The organism is Pseudomonas sp. GL-B-12, from assembly GCF_019955895.1.
In the GTDB taxonomy this organism is placed as follows: domain Bacteria; phylum Pseudomonadota; class Gammaproteobacteria; order Pseudomonadales; family Pseudomonadaceae; genus Aquipseudomonas.
Map to the genome: position 1 here is coordinate 26,816 of NZ_JAHBCX010000017.1, position 23,194 is coordinate 50,009.

Here is a 23,194-nt window from a genome sequence, read left to right on the forward strand (position 1 = left end):
AGGGCCGCCACGCGTGGTGGTGTTTCCAACAAGAACGTAATTCAGGTGGGTGCAGGCTAATGGCTGTGTACGACTTCATCATCATCGGTGCCGGCATCGTGGGCATGTCCACGGCCATGCAACTGGCCCAGGTTTACCCGGACGCCAAAATCCTCCTGCTGGAGAAAGAGTCCGGCCCGGCCAGGCACCAGACCGGCCACAATAGTGGCGTGATCCACGCCGGTGTCTACTACACCCCGGGCAGCCTGAAGGCGCGTTTCTGTCTGGAAGGCAATAAGGCCACCAAGGCCTTCTGCACCAAGCACAGCATCCCTTATGACGAGTGCGGCAAGCTGCTGGTGGCCACCAACGAGCTGGAAATGGAGCGCATGCGCGCGCTGTGGGAACGCACTGCAGCCAATGGCATCAAGCGTGACTGGTTGACGGCCGCCGAGCTGCGCGAGCGCGAGCCGAACATCGTCGGCCTGGGCGGTATCTTCGTGCCTTCAAGCGGCATCGTGAACTACGCCCAGGTCACTGCGGCCATGGGCGGCGAATTCGCAGCCGCCGGTGGCGAGATCCGCTACAACAGCGAAGTAGTCGCCATCGATGAGCGTCCCGATGAAGTGGTGGTGCGCTGCAGCGACCAGGAGCACCACGGGCGCTTCCTGATCACCTGCTCGGGCCTGATGGCCGACCGCGTTGTGCGCATGCTCGGAATGAAGCCGAACTTCATCATCTGCCCGTTCCGGGGCGAGTACTACCTGCTGCCCAAGCAGCACAACCAGATCGTCAACCACCTGATCTACCCGATCCCGGACCCGTCCATGCCGTTCCTCGGCGTACACCTGACCCGCATGATCGACGGCACCGTCACCGTCGGCCCCAACGCGGTGCTGGCGATGAAGCGCGAAGGTTATCGCAAGACCGATGTCTCGCTGTCCGATATGTTCGAAACCCTGACCACCCCGGGCATTCTCAAGGTGCTGAAGAAGAACCTGCGCCCCGGACTGATCGAGATGAAAAACTCGTTGTTCAAGGGCGGCTACCTCAAGCAAGTGCAGAAGTACTGCCCGAGCCTCACCAAGAGCGATCTCACCGCCTACCCGGCCGGTGTCCGAGCCCAGGCTGTCTCGCTGGACGGCAAGCTGATCGACGACTTCCTGTTCGTCAACACCGCTCGCAGCGTCAGCGTCTGCAACGCTCCGTCACCTGCCGCGACCTCCGCCATCCCGATCGGTGCGTACATCGTCGACAAGGTCCGCGAACAGCTCACAAGTTCTGGCGTCAGTTTTGTCAAACCCGCCCCTGTGGCGGCATCCATCGCAGCCCCCCATTAACGATAACCCAGCAGCGAGGAATCACGCGTGCAACTCAACGATCCGAAACTGTTCCGCCAGCAAGCCTATATCGACGGTGTATGGGTAGATGCCGACAACGGCCAGACCCTCAAGGTCAACAACCCGGCCACCGGTGAAATCATCGGCAGCGTACCGAAGATGGGCGCTACCGAGACCCGGCGCGCCATCGAGGCCGCCGACAAGGCATTACCGGCCTGGCGCGCCCTGACCGCCAAGGAACGCGCCAACAAACTGCGCAAGTGGTTCGACCTGATGATGGCCAACCAGGAAGACCTGGCCCGCTTGATGACCCTCGAACAAGGCAAGCCGCTGACCGAGTCCCGTGGCGAAATCGCTTACGCCGCCTCCTTCCTGGAGTGGTTCGGCGAAGAAGCCAAGCGCGTCTATGGCGACATGATCCCCGGTCACCAGGTCGACAAGCGCCTGATGGTGCTCAAGCAACCGATCGGTGTCACTGCGGCCATCACTCCGTGGAACTTCCCTTCGGCGATGATCACCCGCAAGGCCGGTCCGGCCCTGGCCGCCGGTTGCACCATGGTCCTCAAGCCTGCCTCGCAAACCCCCTACTCGGCCCTGGCCCTGGCGGAGCTGGCCGAGCGCGCCGGTATTCCGAAAGGCGTGTTCAGCGTGGTCACCGGCAGTGCCGGCGAAGTCGGCGCCGAGCTGACCGGTAACCCGATCGTGCGCAAGCTGACCTTCACCGGCTCCACCGAAATCGGCCGCCAGCTGATGGTCGAGTGCGCCAAGGACATCAAGAAAGTCTCGCTGGAACTGGGCGGCAATGCACCCTTCATCGTGTTCGATGACGCCGACCTGGACGCCGCCGTCGAGGGCGCGCTGATCTCCAAGTATCGCAACAACGGCCAGACCTGCGTCTGCGCCAACCGCCTGTACATCCAGGACGGTATCTACGATGCCTTCGTCGAAAAACTCACCGCCGCCGTGGCCAGGCTGAACATCGGCAACGGCCTGGAAAACGGCATCACCACAGGTCCCCTGATCGACGCCAAGGCCATGGCCAAGGTCCAGGAGCACATTGACGATGCCGTGAGCAAAGGGGCTCGTGTGGTCGCCGGCGGCAAGCCGCACGCCCTGGGCGGGACCTTCTTCGAGCCGACCGTGCTGGTCGATGTGCCGCGCAATGCTGCCGTCGCCAAGGAAGAAACCTTCGGCCCGCTGGCACCGCTGTTCCGCTTCAAGGATGAAGCCGAGGTGATCGCCATGGCCAATGACACCGAATTCGGCCTGGCCTCGTACTTCTATGCTCGCGACTTGAGCCGTGTGTTCCGTGTGGGCGAAGCGCTGGAATACGGCATCGTCGGCGTCAACACCGGGATCATCTCCAACGAAGTGGCGCCGTTCGGTGGCATCAAGGCCTCGGGCCTGGGCCGCGAAGGTTCCAAGTACGGCATCGAGGACTACCTGGAAATCAAATACCTGTGCATCGGTATCTGAGCCTCCACGCCGCCTGCGCTGCGTAACACCTGACGCCCCGCTTGCGGGGCGTCGCTTTGTTCGCGGTTCAAGGGCTCGGGTCAGTCAACATTGCGTGCAGCATGCGCGCCATCAACTTGGGCGTGTCCTCGTCAGTGAGGTAGCCCGGTCTTTCCAACAGCATGGCCCGAGGTAGCACCGACCAGGTCTGGTAAACCAGAAACTCTGCTTTTTCCCGGTCCTTGACCCGGATTTCGCTGGCGAAGCGTTTCATCAAGGCCGAACTCGCGGTGGCGGTCCAAAGCTGCTTGGCCTTGACCACATCCAGTCGCACCAGCTCGTCATAATGAGTGGAGCGCACGCTGAACCCAGGATCGTAGAGGGTTTTCTTGTGATGGGCGGCCAGTACGGCCCGCAAGGCCAGCAAAATCCCGTCTAACAGCGTGGTGCCAGACGGCAGCGCCATAATGTCGGCGTACAGTCCGATGCGGGCTTCAGTCCGGTAATCATCAAACACTGCAGCGATCAACGACTCCATCGTCGGGAAGTACTCGTAGATCGAACTGATCGCCACCCCTGAGTCTTCGGCCAGGCGCATGGCGTTCAAGGCTTCCCGCCCTTCGCTTTCGAGAATCTGCCGGCCGGCCTGTTTGACGGCCGTGACCAGCGCGATCGAGCGTGCCTGCCGCGGTTCCTTGCGCGGCTGGGCAGGAATTTCGACCTGCACGCCCGGCTTGTCAGGGGTTGGTTTGGTCATGGTGTCCTCTCCAGAATGCCGCTCATTGCCACCGTGGCAAAACCGACAAGCAGCAAACTGGAGTATGACCGAGCCGACTCGCTTAGTCAGCGAGTCTCGCGAGTACACAACGCACCGTTTCCGGGATGGGCACCGAGGTGTTGCTGGCGCGGTCGACGTACACATAGACGATATGGGCTGCTGCGGCCGCTTCATGCTCATCGTTGCGAAACAGTGCCAGCTCGTAGCGTGCGCTGCTGTTACCCAGGTGGGATATTTTCATTGCGACATTGACCTGATCGGGGAAGCCGATGGACGCAAAGTAGGTGCAACCGGAATTGACGATCAACCCGATCACCGGGCTGTTGGCAATGTCCAGGGTGCCCTGTTCGACCAGGAACGCCGTGATCGCCGACTCACAGTACGAGTAGTAGACCACGTTGTTCACATGCCCAAAGGAGTCATTGTCACCAAAGCGCGTCGGCACTTTGGTGAAATGGCGAAACTCGTCCCGGCACGGCCGTTTGAGTTTGTTGCTCATAGGATTTCCCTGTAGATCGAGCGCACATCTTCCAGGCACAGCTGCCGCGGATTGTTGCCGAGCAGGCGCTGCTGCTTCATCGCATCGATAGCCAGCGCCTCGATGTCGGACTCGACGATGCCCAGGTCACGCAAGCGGGTCGACAGGCCCAGTTCACCGGCCAGGGTGCCAAGGTAGTTGGCCAGCGTAGCGGCTTTTTCTGTATCGGTACCCAGGATGCCAGGCAGGACGATATCGGCCAGTTGCGCATACAGCGGCGCCACCGCCTCGAGATTGAAGCGCATCACCGGCCCCAGCACCAGCGCATTGGAAAGGCCGTGCGGTATATGGAAACGTGCGCCGAGGGGATACGCCAGGGCATGCACCGCCGCCACCGGTGCGTTGGCGAACGCCATACCCGCCAGGCAGGCACCCAGCAACATGTTCTCCCGCGCTTGCAGGTTGCTGCCATCCAGGCAGGCCTGGAACAGACTGCCGGACAATAGACGCAGCGCCTCTCGTGCCAGGCAATCGGAAATCGGATTCTTCAGGTTCCTGGTGGTATAGGCCTCGATGGCATGGACCATGGCATCGATACCGGTCGCTGCAGTGACGTGGGGCGGCAGGCCAAGGGTCAGCTCCGCATCCAGCACCGCCAGGTCGGGCAACAGCATTGGCGAGTAAACCACGTTCTTCTCACCGGCACCGGTGGTCACGACCGAGACCGAAGTCACCTCCGAACCGGTCCCTGCCGTGGTCGGCACCAGAATCAGCGGCAGGCGCGGGCCCTTGGTCTGGTTGATGCCATAGACTTGACTCAACGACTCGCCACTGCTCGCCAACAGCGCGGCCAGCTTGGCGGCATCCAGCGAACTGCCGCCGCCCAGCCCCACCACGCAATCGGCGCCACAGGTTTTCGCGGCATCCACCGCAGCCAGGATCACCGACTCCGGCGGGTCGGCCTGTACCTGGGAAAACACGCTGACGGCTATGTCCTGGCCCTCGAAACCGGCGAGCACCGCATCCAGTAGCCGAGCCGCAATAACCCCCGCATCGGTCACCAGCAAAACCGATTTGCAGCCCCTGGCGCGAACATGATCGGCGAGCCGGGTCGCAGCACCGCGTTCGATGATCATTGATGGAGTGGTTTGAAATACCATTTTCAACATGGAAGCCTCACGAATAGGTGTGTGTTGCGTTGAGTTTTCATGGCGATTGCAAAGCCCATACGCCAACCGGAAACCCCTCACGAATAGCCGTCTGAGTGGCAGCGCTCCCCTCATTGACAGGAGTGAGCGAGACAGAGTGTATGCCAGCCCACTTCCTGATCCCGCCTGAAATCCGGTCACCCACCCCGAATCCGGAACGGCCTGCACGGGCATCTCGACACGCTTACTTTTTTCCTTGTTTTTCAGTTACTTGAGCGACATCGACCGGCACATGAATCCGGAACAAATTCCGAGGCGGCATCCCCATACTTGAGCCGCACCCTTCCCCGGCCTCGCCGGTTCCCACTAGTCGAGTAGCGAGCCAGAAAATGCCCACTGCACAACTGTCGATAGAACAAAAAACCCAGCAGCTGCTGAACAACCCGGCAGAATTGGTCAACTATTCCCAGCAAGCCTGGAACCATTTGCCCCGCGCCGAAATCGACGCGCTACAACTCAACGCCCTGAAGCAACGCTTCGAAGAACTCCGCGAGCGCATACCGGTACTGAAGAAACTCGCCGACGCCCAAGGCGTGGAAAAGATCGAGCAACTCGACGACGTAGTGCCGCTGCTGTTCGAACACACCGTTTACAAGTCCTACCCGCCATCGTTGCTGGAGAAGCGCAGCTTCGGCCAGATCAACAAATGGCTGGGCAAACTGGTGACGCCAGAGGTTGCCGAAGCCATCGCCGCGGTCAACGTCAGCGATTGCCAAGGCCTGGATGACTGGTTCGAAACCATGGACGAAGGCGTGCCGCAGCTGCGCATCAGTCACACCTCGGGCACTTCCGGCACCCTGTCGTTCCTGCCCCAGGGCGTACATGAGTGGGAAAAATTCGCTCAACTGCGCAAGATGATGGTGTGGAACATGGAGGGTCCGGACACCCCGGAGCCCAACTTGCACACGATCTACCCTTACTACCGCAAGGGTTACCTGAGCCATGTGCGCGTCCATGCCGCCATGATTCCAGCACTGTTGCCGGACGAATCGCATTTCCATGCCGCTTACCCGACCACCCTCAGCACCGACGTGCTGCACCTGGGGGCCAAGCTGCGCGCGGCACAGTCCAAAGGCACCCTCGATCGCCTGGTGATCAGCCCGGAACTGTTGGAAAAGAAGAAGGCCTTCGACCAGCTGCAGGCCGAGATGCCACAGCACCTGGCGACCTTCTTCGATCATATGTCCACCAAGCTCAAGGGCCAGCGCGTGTACATCGGCGCGACCTGGAACCTGCTGCACAGCATGGCCAAGGCCGGCCTTGCGCGTGGCCTGGAAGGTGTCTTCCACCCTGACTCGTTCGTGCACACCGCCGGTGGCGGCAAGGGTGTCGTTCAACCCGAAGGCTGGCGCGAAGACGTGCTGCGCTTCACCGGCGCCAGGACGCTCAACGAATCCTACGCCATGTCCGAAATCGTCGGCGGCGCCCACGCGCGCTGCGAAGCGGGCCACTTCCACTTCGCCCCCACCGTCGTCCCCTACCTGCTCGATCCAGAGACCAGCAAGCCGCTGCCGCGCAAAGGCCGCGTGACCGGTCGTGCAGCCTTCTTCGACCTCGGCGCCGAGATCCGCTGGGGCGGCTTTATTACCGGCGATGAAATCACCGTCGAATGGGACAAGCCTTGCGCATGCGGCCGGCCGAGTTGCTACGTCGTCGGGCCGATCCAGCGCTACAGCGAACTCAATGGTGGCGACGACAAGATCACTTGTGCAGCAACAGAAGACTCCCATCGCCAGGCGATGGATTTCCTGAACACATTAGAGGGCTAACCCCATGAGCAAACCTATTGCGCCAATGATCATCCGCGGCAAAGTCATCACCGACAACCTGATCGACGTGGGTGGCCGCGGCGGTGACCTGGTGTTCCAGACCCCGGATGCGCACAAGTATATCGACCAGTTGCCACTGGGTAACCCGGCCAGGCTGGCCGACCTGTACACCCTCAGTTTCAACGACATCCTCGACTATGCCGAAGCCCTCGGTGAACGTCTTGAATTCGACAAAAACCCCTACTTGCAGGAAGCCTGCGAGCTGTCGTACCTGACTGCGCCGGTCACTCCGAGCATGGTCAAGGGCAGCTACATGGGGCTGCGCCACATGCTCACCCGTGAGTCGGTCACCGAACAGGTGGAGAACTCAGTGGGCGTCAAGTACCTGGAAGGCTGGGTCAAGCAACGCTTGATCGACGGCACCGAACTGGACGTGCGCTGCTTCGGCGCCCGCACCCTGCATATCGTCGCCGGCAACGCGACCGGGTTGTCCCTGCTGACCATCCTGCGCAACATGGTGCTGCGCAGCGACGCGATCATCAAGGCGCCGTCCAACGACCCGTTCACGGCCCTGGCCATCGCCCGCACCATGGTTGAGATGGCGCCGGACCATCCGCTGACCAAACACCTCAGCGTCGCCTACTGGAAAGGTGGCGACCAGGCCTTCGAAGAACGCCTGTACCAGCCGCAGAACCTGGAGAAGATCGTTGCCTGGGGTGGTTTCAATTCGATGAAGCATGTCACCCGCTACATCCAGCCGGGTCTGGAGCTGATCTCCCTCGACCCGAAACGCAGCGCCAGCATCATCGGCAAGGGTGCCTTCGACAGTGAAGCGACCATGCGCGAGGCCGCCCTGCGCCTGGCCAGCGACATTGGCGCACTGAACCAGAAGGCCTGTGTGTGCGCCCGGGTGGTCTATGTGCAGAGCGGCACCGATGAGGCCGGCCTGGCGAATCTGAACACCTTCGGCCGTTATGTCTACGACGCCATGCAGACCCTGCCCAACACCCTCAGCACCGTGCCCAAACGCTACGACCAGGGCCTCAAGGCCGAAGTCGACGCGCTGCGCCTGGATGATGAGTGGTACCAGGTGATTGGCGGCCAGGACGGTGAAGGCGCCGTCATCTGCTCACAGATTCCGGAGTCGGTGTCGTTTGCCACCCGGCTCGACGACCGCACCGCCAACCTGGTGCCGGTCGATGACCTGACCGAGATGATGGATGCCGTGGATGCCTACACCCAGACCGTCGGCGTCTATCCGGAAAGCATCAAGGAAGATCTCAAGGACATTCTGCCCCTGTATGGCGCTCAGCGAATCGTCTCGCTGGGCTACGCGGCGGGGCTGAAATGGGCGGGTCCGCAAGATTCCATCGAGCCACTGCGGCGCATGGGCAAGTGGATCGTCAACCAGATCGCCTCGCCGGAAACGACCCCGGCGCCATGGTTGCGCCCGTCGATCTAACCCCTCCTGTACCCCTGGCCATTGCCGGGGGTACGCGTTGATTCTTACAGGACTTACCCATGACCACTTGCCTGGGATTTGCCGCCTTCGAGCCCCACTCCGCCCTCACGCCGTTTCGTTTCGAGCGTCGCGACTTGCGTGCCGATGACGTTGCTATCGATATCGCCTATTGCGGCGTCTGCCACTCCGACGCCCATCAGGTGCACAATGACTGGAACAACACGGTCTACCCCATCGTGCCAGGCCATGAGATCGTCGGGCATGTCACTGCCGTCGGCAGTAACGTCAGCCGCTTCAAAGTCGGCGACCGGGTCGCCGTCGGTTGCCAGGTCGATAGCTGCCTGCAGTGCGCCCCCTGCCACGAGCATCAGGAACAACTCTGTGCCCATGGTCCGACGCCCACCTATAACGGCAAGGATCGTCACACCGGCGAGATCACCTATGGCGGTTACTCCGAGCATATTGTCGTGCGTGAACAGTTCGTACTGCGCATGCCCGAAAGCCTCGATCCGCGTTTCGCCGCACCGTTGCTATGCGCCGGCATTACCGTGTGGAACCCGATGCGCCGCTACGGCGTGGGCGAGGACTCGAAAGTCGCGGTGGTCGGCCTCGGCGGGCTCGGGCACATGGCCGTGAAACTGGCCGTGGCGCTCGGTGCCGAGGTGACCGTGATTACCACCTCACCGGGCAAGGCCGACGATGCCCGCGCCCTGGGTGCCAAACACGTACTGCTGTCCAACGATTCGCCGGCCATGACGGCGGCGGCCAATGCCTTCGAATTCATCATCGACACCATTCCCAGCCGGCACAACGTCAACCCCTACCTTATGCTGCTGGGTCGCGAAGGCGTACTGGTGCTGGTCGGCGCCATCGAACCGCTGGAGCCCATCCATGGTGGCTTGCTGATTCGCAACAACCGCAGCATCGCCGGCTCGCTCATCGGTGGCATCCAGGCGATCCAGGAACTGCTGGATTTCTGCGCCGAGCATCAGGTATTGCCCAGCTGCGAAATGATTGATATCAAAGACATCAACACGGCCTTTGACCGCCTGCAGCGCAACGACGTGAAGTACCGCTTCGTGATCGACATGAACAGCATGCGTGACGTTATGCGCTAATCAAGCTCAGGCTGCGGTGCGCATCGCCGCAGCCTCCCCTTGAGGCAAGGTGCTGTAGGTGGGTACGGTTGTCGCAGACGAACAAATTCCAATCCTCCCGTCGCACGGACTGACTCAAGGACCATCATGAAAGCCATTCAACTCCAACACCCCGCTGGCCTGGACAACCTGCGCCTGGTCGACATGGCCGCCCCCGGTGCACCCGCAGCCGGCGAGATCCAGGTACGCATCCATGCCAGCTCGCTCAACTACCACGACCTGGGTGTGGTCACCGGCCACGCCCGTGCAGAGGATGGCCGCATTCCCATGTCCGACGGCGCCGGCGTCGTCACTGCCGTGGGCGAAGGCGTGACGGAATTTGCCGTGGGTGATTGCGTCGTGTCGTGCTTCTTCCCCCACTGGCAATCCGGCCGCGCCGTGCCCACCACCTTCCAGACCGTGCCGGGCGATGGCGTGGACGGATTTGCCCGCGAACGGGTCAACCTGCCCACCGAGGCCTTCACCCTGGCGCCCAAGGGCTACACCCATGAAGAAGCCGCCACGCTGACCACCGCCGGTTTGACTGCCTGGCGTGCATTGGTAGTCGATGGTCACATCCAGGCCGGCGATACCGTACTGATACTGGGCACCGGCGGCGTGTCGATCTTTGCCTTGCAAATGGCCAAGGCGATGGGCGCACGGGTGATTGCCACGACGTCGTCCGAGTCCAAGAAAGAGCGTCTGCTGGCATTGGGGGCCGATCAGGTCATCAACTACAAAGACCAGCCCGAATGGGGCGATGCGGTTCTGGCCGCCACCGATGGCCGCGGTGCCGACATCGTGGTGGAAGTGGGTGGCCCGGGCACGCTGCCGCAGTCCATCCGCGCCTGCGCAGCGGGTGGCCACATTGCGCTGATCGGCGTGCTCACCGGGTTTGCCGGCAGCGTGCCGACCCTGGAGTTGATGCGCAAACAGCAAACCCTGCGCGGTCTGATCGTCGGCAGCCGTGAGCAGCAGCAGGACATGGTGCGTGCGCTGGAGAACTTCAGCTGGCGCCCGGTCATCGACAGCCGCTATCCGCTGGAACAGATTGCCGAGGCCTTTGCCCATCAGCAGACTGCCGGGCATTTTGGCAAGATCTGCCTGCACTATTAACCCTGTAGGAGCGAGCTTGCTCGCGATGGTCTTCAACGATAACGCGTGTTTACTGGTAAAACGCGGCGCTCTTGAGTCCATCGCGAGCAGGGCTCGCTCCTACAGATGCGCCGCTGGCAGGCAGATACTTCAGCGCGAGGTTTTGCGCGGGCTGCGTTCTTCGAGGATGTCGCCCATGCGCACCTCGATCAGGCTCTTGATCTTTTGATGCGGCAAAATGTAGAAGCGGTTTTCCTTCACCGCATCAAGGGTGATGCGCGCGATATCGTTCGCACTGAGCTTGCCGGCCTGGGTCGCCTTGCGCGTCTGTTCTTCGTACTTCTCTTTCAGCGGGTTGGCGACAGCCAATTCGGCCGGCCTATTGCGTCCGGCATCGGCGATGCCCGTCGCTACGAAGGCCGGGCACAGCACCGACACACCGATCGATGCGTTTTCCTCCTGCAATTCAAGCTGCAGGCATTCAGACATCGTCACCACCGCATGCTTGGTCGCACAGTAGATGCCGTTACCCGGCACCGACAGCAAGCCGGCGACCGAGGCGGTATTGACGATGTGGCATCGATCCTTTTGCGCCAGCATCCGCGGCACAAAACTGCGGATGCCATGGGCGACGCCCATCACGTTGATGCCGAACATCCACGCCCAATCCTGTTCGGTCGTGGTCCACAGCGGGCCGCCGACCAGTACGCCGGCGTTGTTGAACAGCAGGTGCGCGGCGCCGAAGCGCGCGTAGGTGGCAACCGCCAGCCGCTCGATTTGCTCGGCCTGGGCGACATCACAGGTCATCGTCAGCACCTGCGTGCCCGCCGGCAGTAGCTCAACCGTGCCTTGCAGGTTCTTCTCATCGATATCGGTCAACGCCAGGCGCATGCCTTCGTTGGCGCAGGCTATCGCCAGTTCGCGACCGAAGCCGCTGGCGGCCCCGGTGATCACCGCGACTTTTTCGTGCAGTGGGTTCATGTTGGTTTTCCAGTCCTATCAGTTCAAGGCGTGCGGCATTCGTTAAAAATCCCGCTATAACGTGCTACACAAATGCCCTGCATCCACGACAATTTCACTGCCCGTCATGCCACGGCTGGCATCAGAGGCAAGCAGTAGCAAGGCACCGTCCAGATCGGCCGGCGTGCAAAAACGCCGGGTGGGAATACGGGCGCGCAACTTTTCGCCTGCCTCACTGCGCAGGAAATCGCTGTTGAGTTCAGTCATCACATAGCCGGGGGCGATGGCATTGACCCGGATCTCGTGACGCGCCAGTTCCAGGGCCAGGGAGCGGGTCAAATGGCTCAAGCCGGCCTTCGCCGCGACATAGGGGCTCAGGCTGCCGGCAACGCGGCTGGCCAGGATCGACGTCACGTTGATCAGACTGCCGCCGCGCTGCGCCTCGACCATGCGCCGCGCCACTTCCTGGGCGACGATCCAGGCCCCCTTGAGGTTGGTGCCGACCACTCGGTCCCAATCATCATCGGTGTACTCAAGCACGTGGAGGCTGTCGCTGACGCCGGCGTTATTCACCAGAATGTCCAACGGACCCAGTTCCTCGGCAATCCGCGCCAGGCAGCTGTTGACCGAGGTCCGGTCGGTCACGTCCAGGGGGAACGCACGGGCGCGCCCGCCCTCGCCTTCGATTTCTTCGACCAGGGTCTGCAACTGCTCGACCCGGCGCGCCGCCACCGCCACTTCGGCACCCGCCGCCGCCAGCGTCCGGGCGAAATGCCGGCCAAGCCCGCTGGAGGCGCCAGTGACCAAGGCTCGACGGCCAGTCAGATCGAAAAGCTGAGTGTTTGCAGGTTTCATCAGGAAAACTCCTTGTGTCCTTCGAGGATTTTTTTCGCCAGGCTCATGCGGTGCACCTCGCTTGGGCCGTCGTAGATACGGAACGGGCGGATGTCGCGGAAGATGCGCTCGACCACGGTTTCCCCGGTCACACCGCGTCCCCCCAGAATCTGTACGCAGCGATCGACCACGTGCCACAAGGCTTCAGCACTCAGCACCTTGGTCATGCTCGACTCGACATTGCCCCGACCGCCTTCGTCCAGGACCCAGGCGCAATGCCAGATGGCCAGGCGGGTGCTGTGCAGCGCCATCTGGTTGTCCGCCAGCATGAAGCCGACACCCTGGTGCTCTCCCAGGGTTTTACCGAACGAATCGCGGGTCCTCGCGTAGTCGCAGGCGATATCGTGGGCACGGCGGGCAGCGCCCAGCCAGCGCATGCAGTGGGTCAGCCGCGCAGGCGCCAGGCGCACTTGCGCATAACGAAAACCCTTGCCGATTTCGCCCAGCACATCGGTGGCCGGAATCCGCACATTTTCAAATCGCAGTATTGAATGGCCGCCTGCGAAACAGCTGTCCAGGGTCTTGAGTTGCCGTTCATGGATAATTCCGTGCGTGTTCATGTCCACCAGGAACATGGTTGCCGAGCCATCCTCCATGCGCGCCATGATGATTGCGAACCCGGCCCCGTCGGCCCCGGTAATCAGCCATTTACGACCGTTGATGACGTAGTGGTCGCCGTCGCGCACGGCGACAGTCTGCATCATCGACGGATCGGAACCTGCACCCGGCGCTGGCTCGGTCATGGCAAAACAGGAGCGGATCCGGCCACTGACCAAGGGACGCAACCAGCGGTCTTTCTGCGCCGCGGTGGCCACCTCGTCCATCAGGTGAATGTTGCCTTCGTCCGGTGCATGGATGTTCAACGCAATCGGACCTAGCGGCGAATAACCGGCTTCTTCGAAGACGATTGCCTTGGCAAAGTGGCTCAAGCCTGCACCGCCCATTTCACGACTGGCGTGCGGGCACAACAGACCGGCGCGACGGGCCATGTCCAGCAGCTCCTGGCGCAACGCTTCGCTGGGACCGTGTGCTGTGAGGCGCGGATCGGTCTCCATGGGGATCACCTGTTCGGCGATAAAGGCGCGAGTCTTTTCGCGCAGGTCCAGCAACTCTTGGGGGATGGTGAAGTTCATGGTGGTCCTGGTTTCTGTTCGACTAGGGTCGTTGTTCGGCAAGAGGCGCAAGCTGCGCGTAGATGCGCTCCATCACGGTTTGTCGCTGGCGGGTCTTGGGGAGGTCGTAGGGCGTCAGGTTCACGACACGCACGTAGCAGCGCAGGACGCGACCGGCCTGCATGTCGATATCGATGATGTTCAGGCAGGCGTTGTCCTGTTCCAGGGCCGCGGCGCAACCGCTCGGGCCACCCAGAGCCCAACCCAGCAGCAGGCGATTGACGGCGTCATGACTGACCAGCAGCAAGCTCTGCCAGTCGGGCTCGGCCAGGACCTCTTCGAAGCGGGCCATGATGCGGCGGTCGAAATCGCTCCAGCGCTCCCCACCCATGAAGCTGCCCTCAGGATCGGCAAAGCTGTCGTAGGCGTAGCTGACCTGCTGTCGCAGTTGCTGCGGGGCAATCTCGCGCAGACGGCCGGCACGCACTTCCCGTAGCTGCGCGCACGCCTGCAGTTCGATCTGGCGATCGCCCAGCAGCCCTTCAGCGGTCTGCCGCGCACGTGGGTAATCGGAGCACAGCGCACGGTCGAAACTGATCGACTTCATCACCTGCGCCAGCTGCCGCACCTGATCTTCTCCCAGGTCGGAAAGCGGCACGCTGCGCGGATCCAGCGGCTGGCCTTCGGGGGAGAAATAATCCACATGGCCATGGCGTACCAGGTAGCAACGACGTCGCAAAACCGCTGGAGCACTCATTGGCCAAGCGCCTTCGGATTGCTGATGGACAGCCGTGCACGGGTGATCGCCGAGAGCGCCAATAACAGGTGATCCTGTTCACTCCCGGGCTCATCGAAACGGCCCAGGCGAATAGCCCGGCACAGCGCCTGGCGGGCATCCGTCAGTGACGCCTGGTCATCGTCCAGCAGTCCCGCGAGCAGTCGAGCCTCGGTAGCCTGCGCGGTCTCGCCCTCAAGGTATTCGCGCCCGGCAATGGCCATGGCATTGGCGACCATCAGCGCCTGGTAGCGCAGCCTGCCTGGTAGCTGCGGCAACAACTCGTCGAGCAGGGTCTGGCGGGCTATCGCCAACAGTTCATTCGCGTCGGGCCGGATATTCATCAGCGCAGCCCTCCGGTCAACCGCAATATGTCCAGTTCCAGTTCGGGGACCCGCGTTCCCGTCAGGGCCAGTTCCAGCGAAGGCTCCTCACCGGACAAATGCCGCTGGGCCTGCTGCTGGGCGATGATCGCCCAACGCAACGTGGCCATGACCTGCCAGAAGACCAATTCTTCAGGCTCGATATTGAGGGGAGACACCTCGGTGTAACCGCGCATGAAGTGCTCCAGCGTGCCGATGCCGCCGGCCTCCAGGTCAGGCCGGGCGAACCGCCAGCAGCGGGCGGTGAACCAGCCAATGTCCTGGCGCGGATCGCCCCAGCCGGTGAATTCCCAATCCAGTACCGCCTGCAACCTGCCGGATTCGGCCAGGTAATTGCCGGTGCGGAAGTCACCATGGAGCAAACACCGGGCGGTGCTTTTTGGCGCGTTGGACTCACACCAACGCAGGCCCCACTCCAGCACAGGCTGAACCGCCCCGAGGCGGTCCAATACGGCACGCAGGGCATCAATCGACGCTTGCACCGAGACCCGCTGCGGATCACCAAGGAAATCCAGGCCGGCCTCGCCAGGCGCGATGCAATGGATACGTGCCAGGTTGGCGCCCAGGTCGGACACCAACTGCATATCGCCTTGCGCTCCCAGCTGACTGGTGAGCCGATGGCCGGCCGTGATACCGGACACCCACTCCATGATGAAAAAGGCCCGCCCATGCACCGCGGTGTCTTCACACAACCAGAGTGGTCTGGGCACCTTCACCCCGACACGGTGGACCGTGCTCAACACCGCGAATTCCTGGGCGCGGCTCAGGCTCTCCTGCACGGCCGATTGAGCGTCGCTGCGCAGGACCCAGCGCTGGCGGCCGGCATACGCGCCGCCCTCCACATTCACGTCGAGCAACCAGTTTTCCTGGATGGCGCCACCAGACAGGCGCTGCTGATTGTCGACGGTCACCCGTTGCGCGCCGGCCTGGGCGCACAGGAAGGTTTCAAGCCTGGTTTTTTTCAGTTGTGCTTCGGGCTGCGGCACTGTCACCGCTGCTACGTTCGGATCACTCATTAGACGCCGCACCTGACCTGTTGGAATTGTTGTTGAAGAGGATGGCTTCACTGCAATCATTGACGGAGCAATTGCCGGGCCAGCTTTTGCTGCATGTCCTGATCGTCTGCTGGACGCCAGGCAGCGCAGGCGCTGCAGCCATTTCAGCGGGCGGCGGCGAGGCTTTATAGCGCCGACAAACGTTGCATTTCTGCAACATCTGCATTCAACTATGAAACCCTCTTGAAACACTCATCAGAGCTCGCTCGCCATGCAGCCCCGCCAACCCCAGATCATCGTTCTCATCAGCCACCTGGAACGCCCGCTGCAACAAAGCCGCCTGGCGCGCGTGGTGAACAGCGTGATGGCTGACTATTCGGCCGAAACCAGCATCCGCGTGCTGGACACCACCGTCGCCGAGTCATTGCAACTGGCCCGCGAGCTGGAGCAGAACAACGAAGTCGAAGTCTTTATTTGCGCAGGCGCTACCGCTGCCTACCTGCGCAGGCACCTGACCCGCCCGGTGCTGTCGATGCGCGTGGGCGGCGCCGATCTCCTGCGCGCCCTGGAACAAGCACGCCTGCGTTCACCGCACATCGCCGTCATCAGTTATGCGCGAATCAACGCCGACCTCGAGTCGATGGCAGCGCTGTTCACGGTGCAGATCCACCAGGCGTGCTACCTCACGCTCGAAGAGGCTCGACAGGCGGTGGAGCACGCCCGCAGCCTGGGTTACCGGACGGTGATTGGCTCATCGACCGTGGTTGAACTGGCGGAACGTGTCGGCTTGCACGGCGTGCTTTCATTGAGCCAGGACACCGTGCGCAAAGCGCTGGAAGAAGCGCTGGGCATCTTGCACAGCCAGCGCATGGAAATTGCCAAACGCCGGCATCTGAACGGTGTGTTGCAGCACATTCCGACAGGCGTTGCAGCCGTGGACAACCGGGGAATCGTGCAATCGGCGAACCCGGCACTGGAAGCCCTGTTGGGCATGCCGGCAAACCTCATGCTGGGCCGTCCCCTGCAGGAGCTCTGTCCGGAACTGGCGCTGGACGAAGTGCTGCGCAGTGGAGTCGGCGAAGAGAACACCGTCATCCGCCTGGGCCAGAACCTGGTCGTCAGCAATATCCTGCCGATTCTGGAAGACGGCCAACGCACCGGGCTGGTGTTGACTTGCCAGGATACGTCCGCGGTACAGCGCGCCGACCAGCGCATCCGCTCGACGCACCGCCCTGGCGGGTTCTTGGCCAAATACCGCCTGGAGCAAATCAACGGCAAAAGCCTGGCGACCCGACAGCTGCTGAAACTGGCCGAACGCTATGCAGCCACCTCCTCTACCGTGCTGATCACCGGCGAAAGCGGTACCGGCAAGGAGTTGCTGGCGCAAGGCATGCACAATGTCAGCAACCGCCAGCGCGGTCCTTTCGTCGCGATCAACTGCGCGGCGTTTCCCGAATCGCTGCTGGAGAGCGAACTGTTCGGCTATCAGGAAGGTGCCTTCAGCGGCTCACGCAAAGGCGGTAAACCCGGGCTGATCGAAGCCGCCCATCGCGGCACGTTGTTCCTCGACGAAATCGGCGACATGCCGGTGTCACTGCAGACCCGCCTGTTGCGCGTCTTGCAAGAGCGTGAAGTCCTGCGCCTGGGCGCAACAGAACCGATCAGCATCGACATCCGAATCATCGCCGCCACCCATCAGGACCTCTCCCGATCCATCGAGGCCGGAGAATTTCGCAGCGACCTTTACTATCGCCTGAACATCCTGCGTCTGCAGACGGTGCCTTTGCGGGAACGCGGTGAAGACATCGCAGACATCGCCCGCGCCATTCTGCTGCGTCTGAATGCAGACAAACGCCCGCCGCGATTGCAGGAACGACTGCTGGATGCATTGCTGCCCAAGCTCATGGCGTATGCCTGGCCAGGTAACATCCGTGAACTGGAAAACATCGTTGAACGTGCGGCGCTTTCGGCACAGGACCTGCTGCAAGGCGCCGCGATCGATGAGTTGAGCCTCGCCCTGGTGATCCCCGAACTGCTGAAAAGCCAAGCCTTGCCCCAGGCACCAGGTCAGGCAACACCGGCAGTCAGTGACTTGAAAAACATCGCCAAGGAAAAGGAAAAGCAATACATACGCGAAACGCTTCTGGCCTGTAACGGCAATCTGGCGCAAACGGCTATTGAACTGGGTATCAGTCGCTCCACGCTGTGGCGGCGCCTGCAATAAAGACACTGCGCACAGGGTGTGAGCCGTGTGCGCAGTGATTGGATTTACCGTCGGCGTTGCCGCGGGCCTGGCACCCAGGTGCTTACTGGAACACCTCGAAGAGTCCCGCCGCGCCCATGCCGCCGCCAACGCACATGGTCACCACCACATACTTCACGCCGCGTCGGCGGCCTTCCAGCAAAGCGTGCCCGACCATACGTGCGCCACTCATGCCGTAAGGGTGGCCGATGGCAATGGAGCCGCCATTGACGTTCAATCGGGCGTCGTCGATGCCCAAGGTGTCGCGGCAATAAAGCACCTGGCAGGCAAACGCCTCGTTGAGCTCCCACAGGCCGATATCGTCGACCTTCAGGCCGTGTTGCTTGAGTAGCTTGGGAACCGCCAGCACCGGGCCGATGCCCATCTCTTCCGGAGCCAGGCCGGCGACCGCGATGCCGCGGTACAGGCCCAGCGGCTTGAGGTTGCGCTGCTCGGCCAGACGCGCATCCATCAGCACGCAGGCGCTGGCGCCGTCCGACAGCTGACTGGCGTTACCGGCAGTGATGCAGCCGCCCTCGATCACCGGCTTGAGGTTGATCAGGTCTTCCAACCGGGTCTGCGGACGGTTGCCTTCATCCTGACGCAGGGTGACTTCCTCCAGGCGCGCCTCGCCAGTGGCTTTGTCGATCACCTGCCGAATGCTGCTGACCGGAACGATTTCGCCGTCGAACAGCCCGGCCTGCTGCGCCGCTGCGGTGCGTTGCTGCGATTGCAGGGCGTAGGCGTCCTGCGCCTCGCGACTGATGCCATAGCGTTGAGCAACCAGCTCGGCGGTTTGCAGCATGGGCATGTAGGCGTGGATGGCGTTGCGCTCCACCTGCGGGTCGCGCTCGGCGTAGGCCCATTCCATGTTGCGGTTCTGCACCGCGCTGATGTTTTCTTGACCAGCACCGATCGTGGCCGGCATGCCGTCGACGATAATCTGCTTGGCGGCCGTGGCGATGGCCATCAGGCCCGACGCGCACTGGCGATCCAGGGTCTGCCCGCTGACCGACAACGGCAGGCCCGAGGCCAGTGCCGCCATGCGTGCGAGGTTCAAACCGGCAGTGCCGCTGGTCAGTGCGGTGCCCATGACCAGGTCTTCGATCTCCCCGGCTTCGATACCGGCACGTTCGACCGCCGCACGGATCGCGTGGCTGGCCATGGTCGGTGACTTGATGGTGTTGAACGCGCCGCGGAAAGCCTTGGCGATGGGGGTACGGGCGGTGGAGAGAATGACGGCTTCTTTCATGTTGCAATTCCTTGCGTGACGGGTCGGGGCGGCCAATGTGCAGTGGCCGCCGAAAAGTCAGATGCGTTCGATGCGGGTCTTGCCGCTGGTCACCAGGCGCTCAAGCAGTGCTGCCGGCTGGAACCACATCGCTCCGTATGCGCCGAGTGTCTGGCGGTAATGGCCGATACGTTCCAGCGCCTGTGCCAACCCCAGCCCTTCGGCGTAGTGCAGCGGGCCACCGCGCCAGGCCGGGAAGCCGTAGCCGTTGATCCAGACCAGGTCGATATCGCTGCTGCGCCGGGCGATGCCTTCGTCGAGCAACTGGATGCCTTCGTTGATCAGCATCAACAGGCAACGGTCGTGAATTTCCTGATCGCTGATGACGCGGCGCTGAATGCCCAGTTCGCCTGCGATGCGCTCGGCCAAGGCAACCACTTCAGGGTCATCCTTGCGCTCACGGCCTTCGTAGCGGTAATAGCCGCGACTGCTCTTCTGGCCAAAACGGCCCAGTGCGTAAAGCGCATCGGCAAGCTTGCAGTAGCCGGGATCGTGGGCGATGACGTCACGGCGCGATTCGCGCACCAGGAAACTGACATCGATGCCCGCCAGATCGTGCATGGCCATGACCCCCATCGCCAAACCAAGACCGGTGAGCACCTTGTCAATCTGCGCAGGCGTGGCGCCTTCCAGCAGCAGACGGTGCGCTTCGCGGGAATAGGGTTCGAGCATGCGGTTGCCGATGAAGCCGAAGCACACCCCGGACACCACCGGGATCTTGCCGATGCGCTTGGCGACCTTCAGCGTGGTGGCCAGGACATCAGCGGCCGTGGCCGTGCCGCGCACCACTTCGAGCAGGCGCATGACGTTGGCCGGGCTGAAGAAATGCAGGCCGACGACGTCCTGCGGCCGGCGCGTGACGGCGGCAATGGCGTCGACATCCAGAGTGGAGGTATTGCTGGCGAGAATCGCCCCGACCTTGCACACCTCGTCCAAGGTTCGGAACACCTGCTGCTTGATCGACAGGTTCTCGAAAACGGCTTCGATCACCAGGTCCGAGTCGGCGATATCGGCGTAGTCCAGGGTGCCGTGGATCAGCGCCAGGCGCTCGTCCATCTGCCCGGCCGTGAGCTTGCCGCGCTGGACACTGGTTTCGTAGTTTTTGCGAATCAGCTCAAGGCCACGTGCCAGGGCATCGGCCTTGAGCTCCAGTAGCGTCACCGCCATGCCCGCATTGGCGAAGTTCATGGCAATCCCGCCGCCCATGGTGCCGGCGCCGATCACCGCAACCTGAGTGACAGGACGGATCGGCGTACCAGCATCCAGACCCGGCAATTTGCCGACTTCACGCTCGGCGAAAAACACATGGCGCAGGGCCTCGGACTCGCTGGAAGCCTCGGCCTCCTTGAACAGCTCGCCCTCCCTGGCCAAGCCCTCGGCCAACGGCAGGTTGCAGGCTGCTTCGATCGCCGTCACCACTCGCTGCGGCGCGCTCTGGCCTTTCCAGCGAGACTGATTGGCGGCGCGATAGTCGGCGAAATAATTCACCGGCAGGGCTGCGCCCGGACTCGCCTGCGGCCAGGTCGGACGCGCCGGTGCCTGTGCGGCAATCAGTTCTGCGGCCAACGCCTTGGCCGTGTCGAGCAAGCTGTCAGCGCTTTGTGCCACGCGATCAAGCAGTCCCAGCGCCAGTGCCCGATTAGCATTGATCGGCTGACCGGAGGCAATCATATCCAGCGCCGCCTCGGCACCGATCAGGCGCGGCAGGCGCTGAGTGCCACCGGCACCTGGCAGTAAACCAAGCTTGATTTCCGGCAAGCCCAGGCGCGCCCCGGCTTCAGCCACGCGATAGCCGCAGGCCAGGGCGAGTTCCAGCCCACCACCCAATGCCAGGCCACCAATGGCGGCAATCAGCGGCTTGTCCAATTCAGTCAGACGGGTCAGCAGCCCTGGCAGGTCCGGCCTGGCGAACGACGCGGCGCTACCGAACTCGGAGATGTCCGCACCAGCGCTGAACACCAAGCCCTCGCCGTAGAGCACAATCGCTTTCACGCTGGCATCGGTGGCGGCGCGGTCACAGGCCTCCAGCAATTGTTCGCGCAAAGCCTGGCCCAGGGCGTTGACGGGGGCACGGGCGAGGCCGATCAGGGCCAGAGGACCTTCGTTTTGATAATGGATCAAGTCATTCATGGATGTTTTCTCGTTCGGAAAAAGGAGTGGGTGCCGTGGAATAGCTCGATTCCCTCAGCTCAACTCGCTTTCCCGAATCAGTTTCTTGTTGATCTTGCCGACGCTGGTCTTGGGAATTTCCGCGACGAACTTGAACTGCTTGGGGATTGCCCATTTGTTGATGCGGCCACAGGCCACGAACTGTTGCAGGTGGGCTTCGAGCATCTGTTTGTCGACGAACTGCCCCGGTTCACACACCACCAGAGCCATGGGCCGTTCGCCCCATTGCTCATCGGCAATGCCCACCACGGCAACAGAAGTGACCGACGCGTGCTCGCTGATCAGGTTCTCCAGGTCCAGTGAACTGATCCACTCGCCACCCGTCTTGATCACGTCCTTGATGCGGTCCTTGATTTCCACCCTGCCTTGCGAATCGATGGAAGCCAGGTCGCCGGTGTGCAGCCAGCCGCCGTGCCACAGTTCTGCACCCTTTTCCGGGGCCTTCAGATAGCCTTGGGTCAGCCATGGCGCGCGGACGACAATTTCGCCCAGGGACTCGCCGTCATGGGCGACCGCATGGCCGTTGGCATCAATGATGTTCATGTCGACCATGGGTATCGGCATACCGGTCTTGATGCGAGTGGGTAACTGCGCCGGCATGGACTGTTCAAGTTCCTCGCCCCGCAGGAAGCTCAGGCAAAGCATCGGACAGGTCTCGGACAGGCCGTAGCCACTGTGGACCTGAATGCCTTTGGCACTTGCCTGACTGGCGATGCCCAACGTCAACGCACTGCCGCCCAGGAGCATTTTCCAGCCGTCGAACCGGGTCGCCTTGCCTTCCTCACAGTTGAGGACCATTTGCAGGACGGTCGGTACGCAATGAGAAAAGGTGACCTTCTCTTCACGAAAAAGCCGCACCAGGCTATTGGGCTCGTAACGGCCGGGGTACACCTGCTTGATGCCCATCAGGGTCGCGACATAGGGCACGCCCCAGGCATGCACGTGGAACATCGGCGTGATCGGCATGTACACATCATTCGAACGCAGCAATGGCAGGCTTTGGTAAACGCCCAGGGTACCCACGGCATTCAAGGTATGCAGCACCAACTGACGGTGAGTGAAATACACCCCTTTCGGCGTGCCGGTGGTCCCCGTGGTGTAAAACAGGGTCGCCACCGAGTTTTCATCAAAGTCGGGGAAGTCGTAATGGTCCGATGCCTGGGCCAGCAGTTGCTCGTATTCGCCCAGCACTGCCAGCGACGTGCTGGCTGCGGTGTCATCAGTGAGCTGGAGGAAGCCTTTGACGGTGGTGAGTTGCCCCTGAATCTGCTCGATCATGGGCACGAAATCATCATGCACCAGCACCAGGTCATCCTCGGCGTGGTTCATGGTGTAGAGCACCTGCTCCTGCGACAGGCGAATATTCACCGTGTGCAGCACCGCGCCGATCATTGGCACGGCGAAGAAACATTCCAGGTAGCGATGGCTGTCCCAGTCGAGCATGGCCACCGTGTCCCCGGCCTTGACCCCGGCCGCCGTCAGCGCATTGGCCAGCCGATGGATTCGTTCGATGAGGGTCCTGTAGCTATATCGGAGCTTGTCGGCGTAGATGATTTCATTGGCAGGTTCGTATCGCACCCCTGACAGCAACAAGCTCTTGATCAACAGCGGGTAGGTGTATGCGCCTTGTGCCGGTGGAATTATTTTTGTCTTCAGCATGGTTATACCTTCCT

The 23,194-nt window shown here is 62.1% G+C and carries 19 protein-coding genes; 7 read left to right on the top strand and 12 right to left on the bottom strand.

From position 1 onward, the window contains the following. Window positions 1–65: 65 nt before the first annotated feature. Both lhgO and gabD read left to right on the top strand, forming a co-directional pair. Entirely contained in the window at window positions 66–1,319 is a 1,254-nt protein-coding gene (lhgO, locus tag KGA85_RS10770; protein WP_223454659.1) for an L-2-hydroxyglutarate oxidase, read from the top strand. A gap of 27 nt (window positions 1,320–1,346) precedes the next feature. Then, the gene (gabD, locus tag KGA85_RS10775) at window positions 1,347–2,795 is read left to right on the top strand and encodes an NADP-dependent succinate-semialdehyde dehydrogenase (RefSeq protein ID WP_223531912.1); all 1,449 of its coding nucleotides are present in this window, start codon (window positions 1,347–1,349) and stop codon (window positions 2,793–2,795) included. A 67-nt stretch (window positions 2,796–2,862) separates the two neighbouring features. Here gabD and KGA85_RS10780 read toward each other — a convergent pair whose 3' ends face one another. The 3 genes from KGA85_RS10780 to KGA85_RS10790 all read right to left on the bottom strand — a co-directional run bounded on the left by KGA85_RS10780 (window position 2,863) and on the right by KGA85_RS10790 (window position 5,199). Beyond that, on the bottom strand, window positions 2,863–3,531 hold the full coding sequence (locus tag KGA85_RS10780) for a TetR/AcrR family transcriptional regulator (protein WP_223531914.1): 669 nt from the start codon (window positions 3,529–3,531) through the stop codon (window positions 2,863–2,865). Between the two features lie 82 nt (window positions 3,532–3,613). Continuing rightward, on the bottom strand, window positions 3,614–4,051 hold the full coding sequence (locus tag KGA85_RS10785) for an acyl-CoA thioesterase (RefSeq protein ID WP_223531916.1): 438 nt from the start codon (window positions 4,049–4,051) through the stop codon (window positions 3,614–3,616). Further along, a complete protein-coding gene (locus KGA85_RS10790) occupies window positions 4,048–5,199 on the bottom strand; it encodes an iron-containing alcohol dehydrogenase (RefSeq protein WP_223454564.1) in 1,152 nt (383 codons plus the stop codon). The genes KGA85_RS10785 and KGA85_RS10790 overlap by 4 nt, the downstream gene beginning before the upstream one ends. A gap of 368 nt (window positions 5,200–5,567) precedes the next feature. On the opposite strand from KGA85_RS10790, the gene KGA85_RS10795 reads away from it, so the two are divergent. From KGA85_RS10795 to KGA85_RS10810, 4 genes are all read left to right on the top strand, one after another. Next, window positions 5,568–7,007 (top strand): hypothetical protein, encoded by a 1,440-nt coding sequence (locus KGA85_RS10795; RefSeq protein ID WP_223454566.1) that lies wholly within the window; start codon window positions 5,568–5,570, stop codon window positions 7,005–7,007. Between the two features lie 4 nt (window positions 7,008–7,011). Continuing rightward, window positions 7,012–8,469, top strand: a complete 1,458-nt coding sequence (locus tag KGA85_RS10800; RefSeq protein ID WP_046038015.1) for an acyl-CoA reductase — start codon at window positions 7,012–7,014, stop codon at window positions 8,467–8,469. A gap of 59 nt (window positions 8,470–8,528) precedes the next feature. After that, window positions 8,529–9,587 (top strand): NAD(P)-dependent alcohol dehydrogenase, encoded by a 1,059-nt coding sequence (locus KGA85_RS10805; RefSeq protein WP_223454567.1) that lies wholly within the window; start codon window positions 8,529–8,531, stop codon window positions 9,585–9,587. Between the two features lie 126 nt (window positions 9,588–9,713). After that, window positions 9,714–10,721, top strand: coding sequence for a zinc-dependent alcohol dehydrogenase family protein (locus KGA85_RS10810; protein ID WP_223531918.1), 1,008 nt, complete (start codon window positions 9,714–9,716; stop codon window positions 10,719–10,721). A 129-nt stretch (window positions 10,722–10,850) separates the two neighbouring features. Here KGA85_RS10810 and KGA85_RS10815 read toward each other — a convergent pair whose 3' ends face one another. The 6 genes from KGA85_RS10815 to KGA85_RS10840 are packed head-to-tail and all read right to left on the bottom strand — an operon-like array spanning window position 10,851 to window position 15,840. Continuing rightward, on the bottom strand, window positions 10,851–11,681 hold the full coding sequence (locus KGA85_RS10815) for an SDR family NAD(P)-dependent oxidoreductase (protein ID WP_223454571.1): 831 nt from the start codon (window positions 11,679–11,681) through the stop codon (window positions 10,851–10,853). Between the two features lie 54 nt (window positions 11,682–11,735). Beyond that, window positions 11,736–12,515, bottom strand: coding sequence for an SDR family NAD(P)-dependent oxidoreductase (locus tag KGA85_RS10820; RefSeq protein ID WP_223543103.1), 780 nt, complete (start codon window positions 12,513–12,515; stop codon window positions 11,736–11,738). After that, entirely contained in the window at window positions 12,515–13,687 is a 1,173-nt protein-coding gene (locus tag KGA85_RS10825; protein ID WP_223543104.1) for an acyl-CoA dehydrogenase family protein, read from the bottom strand. Before KGA85_RS10825 ends, KGA85_RS10820 begins: the two co-directional genes overlap by 1 nt. 22 nt (window positions 13,688–13,709) lie before the next feature. Beyond that, entirely contained in the window at window positions 13,710–14,423 is a 714-nt protein-coding gene (locus KGA85_RS10830) for a histidine phosphatase family protein (RefSeq protein ID WP_223454576.1), read from the bottom strand. Next, window positions 14,420–14,785: a DUF6285 domain-containing protein gene (locus KGA85_RS10835; protein WP_223454578.1), complete on the bottom strand. Its 366-nt coding sequence runs from the start codon at window positions 14,783–14,785 to the stop codon at window positions 14,420–14,422. The genes KGA85_RS10830 and KGA85_RS10835 overlap by 4 nt, the downstream gene beginning before the upstream one ends. Continuing rightward, window positions 14,785–15,840 (bottom strand): phosphotransferase family protein, encoded by a 1,056-nt coding sequence (locus tag KGA85_RS10840; protein ID WP_223454580.1) that lies wholly within the window; start codon window positions 15,838–15,840, stop codon window positions 14,785–14,787. The genes KGA85_RS10835 and KGA85_RS10840 overlap by 1 nt, the downstream gene beginning before the upstream one ends. A 250-nt stretch (window positions 15,841–16,090) precedes the next feature. On the opposite strand from KGA85_RS10840, the gene prpR reads away from it, so the two are divergent. Further along, a complete protein-coding gene (gene prpR / locus KGA85_RS10845) occupies window positions 16,091–18,043 on the top strand; it encodes a propionate catabolism operon regulatory protein PrpR (protein WP_223543105.1) in 1,953 nt (650 codons plus the stop codon). An 82-nt stretch (window positions 18,044–18,125) separates the two neighbouring features. Here the strand turns inward: prpR and KGA85_RS10850 are convergent, their stop codons facing one another. The 3 genes from KGA85_RS10850 to KGA85_RS10860 are packed head-to-tail and all read right to left on the bottom strand — an operon-like array spanning window position 18,126 to window position 23,180. Further along, on the bottom strand, window positions 18,126–19,313 hold the full coding sequence (locus tag KGA85_RS10850) for an acetyl-CoA C-acyltransferase (RefSeq protein ID WP_223454584.1): 1,188 nt from the start codon (window positions 19,311–19,313) through the stop codon (window positions 18,126–18,128). Window positions 19,314–19,370: 57 nt separating this feature from the next. Further along, the gene (locus tag KGA85_RS10855; protein ID WP_223543106.1) at window positions 19,371–21,482 is read right to left on the bottom strand and encodes a 3-hydroxyacyl-CoA dehydrogenase NAD-binding domain-containing protein; all 2,112 of its coding nucleotides are present in this window, start codon (window positions 21,480–21,482) and stop codon (window positions 19,371–19,373) included. 54 nt (window positions 21,483–21,536) lie between these two features. Further along, window positions 21,537–23,180: a fatty acid--CoA ligase gene (locus KGA85_RS10860; RefSeq protein ID WP_223454588.1), complete on the bottom strand. Its 1,644-nt coding sequence runs from the start codon at window positions 23,178–23,180 to the stop codon at window positions 21,537–21,539. Between the last annotated feature and the right edge of the window lie 14 nt (window positions 23,181–23,194).